This is a genomic window from Arthrobacter sp. 2YAF22_2, assembly GCF_052114645.1.
GTDB lineage: Bacteria > Actinomycetota > Actinomycetes > Actinomycetales > Micrococcaceae > Arthrobacter.
In genome coordinates, this window is record NZ_JBFRFD010000556.1 from 1 (window position 1) to 2,242 (window position 2,242).

Sequence of the window (2,242 nt, forward strand, 5' to 3'; positions counted from 1 at the left end):
GTGGTGGACCGTCCCGGCGGCACGGGTGTGTTCCCGCTGCTCGGCAACGTCATCTGGCTGCTCGTGGCAGGCATTTGGATCGCCACCGGCCACGTAGTCACTGCGTTCGCGATGGCGGTCACCATCATCGGCATTCCGCTGGCCATCGCCAATCTCAAACTTATCCCGGTGTCCCTGATGCCGCTGGGTAAGCAGATCGTGCCCACAGACCGGCCTTTTGCCGGCAGCTACCGCTAGCGGCCGCCCTGACGCCCCACCACTAGGAAACCGAGGCAAAGCAATGCCAGAGTCAGCCACCCCGGAGGCAGGGTCAAACAACGATGAGTTGATGCTGGTGGTGACCCGCGAGTTCCAGGTCCCCATCGCAACCGTCTGGTCTGCGTTGACCGACCCGGACCAGGCCCCGGCATGGTGGGGTCCGCGGGGTTTCCATACCCCGCGGGAGAGCGTCGACACCGACCTGGAAGTCGGCGGCTTCTACCGGGCCTGCATGGTCCAGGACGCCACCGGGCAGGAATACTGGTGGTGCGGCATCCACACAGACATCGAACCGCCCAACCTGTTTGTCTTCACCCACGCCTGGGACAAGGGCGACGGGACCCGCGGCTTCGAGACCGAGGTGACGTTCCGACTCGAAGAGATTGACGGCGGCACCCGGATGACGTTCACGCAGGGCCCCTTTGACACGCTGGAAAACCGCGACAGCAACGGCACCGRCTGGCGGGAGTCGTTCGACCGCCTGGCGGAACATCTCCGCAAGGCCGCTTAGAGGCTCCAGCTACAAAGCCCGGTTGCAGCGCCCGACCACAAAGTCCCGGCTGAAAGCCGCCGCCGGCCGTCACCGGCTCAGGCGAGCTCGCCCTGCAGGTTCCGCCGGGCCGTGTCCTGCCACAGCTCGCGGCCGCGCGGAGTGTGGAAAAGCGGATCCAGCTCCAGCAGCTGGCGGACGACGGCGGCGCGTCCGGCGGCGAAATCGGCGTCGCCGATGTGGGCGAAGTCTTCGCGGACGGCCGCGAGGTAGCGGGCGTAGGCCGAAGGTTCCCCGCCCAGGACGGAGAGGTCCGCATCGCTGAGCAGGGCCGCGGCCCCGTCGCCGGGATCCGGCCGGTGGTCCGCCGTCATCCGCACCAGCCGGGCCACCTCGTCGACCTCGTCCGCTGCCAGGCCGGCCTGCCCGAGCCGCTCCTCGGCCAGCGTTGCCGACTCCTCCTCGTCCTCGCCGGCGGTGCCGCGGTAGACGGCGTCGTGGAACCAGGCCGCGAGGAGGACCGTCCGGGGCGGCCGGGCCGGTGCGCTCAGCCGGTCCAGGGCCTCCAGCACGGCAAGCAGATGGGTCCTGCCGTGGTACTTGCGGTGCTCCTCGCCCCAACGGTCCAGCAGATCCAGGAAGAGGGCGTCGTGGCCTGGTAGGACGGCGTTCCAGCGGGTCAGCAGCGGCCGTTTGAGCGAACCGCTGCGACGCCGGGCCGGGATCCGCAGCCCGCTCGCGATCAGCTTGCGGACCAGGACCCGGCCCTCGACCGGGACGGCGCCGGCAGCCACCAGGGCGGAGAGCCGGGCTTCGGGCACGTCGTAATGGTCGCCGTCGAACGCCCGCTCCGGAATTCCCGCGGCCCGCGCAAAGGCATGCAGCTCCTCGAGCGAACTGTCGGAGATGAGGTGCGAAAAATGCGTTCCGTGGGCGGGCCAAAGCGGCGGATCGAGATAGACGGCCATGCTGGAAGTCTACGAGCCCGCCGCCGTGGCGACGACGGTACAGAAAGTTGAATTTCATGACTTAAGGCGCGCAATCCGCCGCATATGCGGGTTACAGTATGCGTATGCCTAGTTTTCGCGTCTCCGAAGCTGCCCGGTTCCTCGGCGTCAGCGACGACACCGTCCGGCGCTGGACGGAGAACGGAAGCCTCACGCCGCTCAAGGACGAGTCCGGCCGGCTCACCGTGGACGGGCTCGAACTCGCCACCCTGGCCAGGGAGCAGGCAAAACTGCCGGATGACCCGGCCCGGACCGGCAGCTCGGCCCGGAACCGCTTCGTCGGACTGGTCACGGCGATCACCGCCGATACCGTCATGGCCCAGGTGGAACTGCAATGCGGACCGTTCCGGGTGGTCTCCCTGATGAGCAGCGAGGCCGTCCGCGAACTCGGCCTGGAGCTCGGCTCCGTGGCCACCGCCGTCGTCAAAGCCACCACGGTGATCATCGAAACTTCCAAGGGGAAGAGCGTCCTATGAGAATCCCACGC

Annotated in this window: 4 protein-coding genes; 3 read left to right on the forward strand and 1 reads right to left on the reverse strand. The window is 68.1% G+C overall.

Features of this window, described 5'->3' with window-relative positions; all coding sequences use genetic code 11:
• Both AB4Y86_RS17220 and AB4Y86_RS17225 read left to right on the forward strand, forming a co-directional pair.
• Positions 1 to 237: YccF domain-containing protein (locus AB4Y86_RS17220; protein ID WP_441403383.1), on the forward strand; the 237-nt coding region annotated here is incomplete at its 5' end.
• Between the two features lie 43 nt (positions 238 to 280).
• The gene (locus AB4Y86_RS17225; RefSeq protein ID WP_441403384.1) at positions 281 to 769 is read left to right on the forward strand and encodes an SRPBCC family protein; all 489 of its coding nucleotides are present in this window, start codon (positions 281 to 283) and stop codon (positions 767 to 769) included.
• Positions 770 to 846: 77 nt separating this feature from the next.
• Here AB4Y86_RS17225 and AB4Y86_RS17230 read toward each other — a convergent pair whose 3' ends face one another.
• Positions 847 to 1,716, reverse strand: coding sequence for a DUF4031 domain-containing protein (locus AB4Y86_RS17230; RefSeq protein WP_441403385.1), 870 nt, complete (start codon positions 1,714 to 1,716; stop codon positions 847 to 849).
• Positions 1,717 to 1,820: 104 nt separating this feature from the next.
• Between AB4Y86_RS17230 and AB4Y86_RS17235 the strand changes: the two genes are divergently transcribed.
• On the forward strand, positions 1,821 to 2,231 hold the full coding sequence (locus AB4Y86_RS17235; RefSeq protein ID WP_441403386.1) for a TOBE domain-containing protein: 411 nt from the start codon (positions 1,821 to 1,823) through the stop codon (positions 2,229 to 2,231).
• Positions 2,232 to 2,242 lie beyond the last annotated feature (11 nt).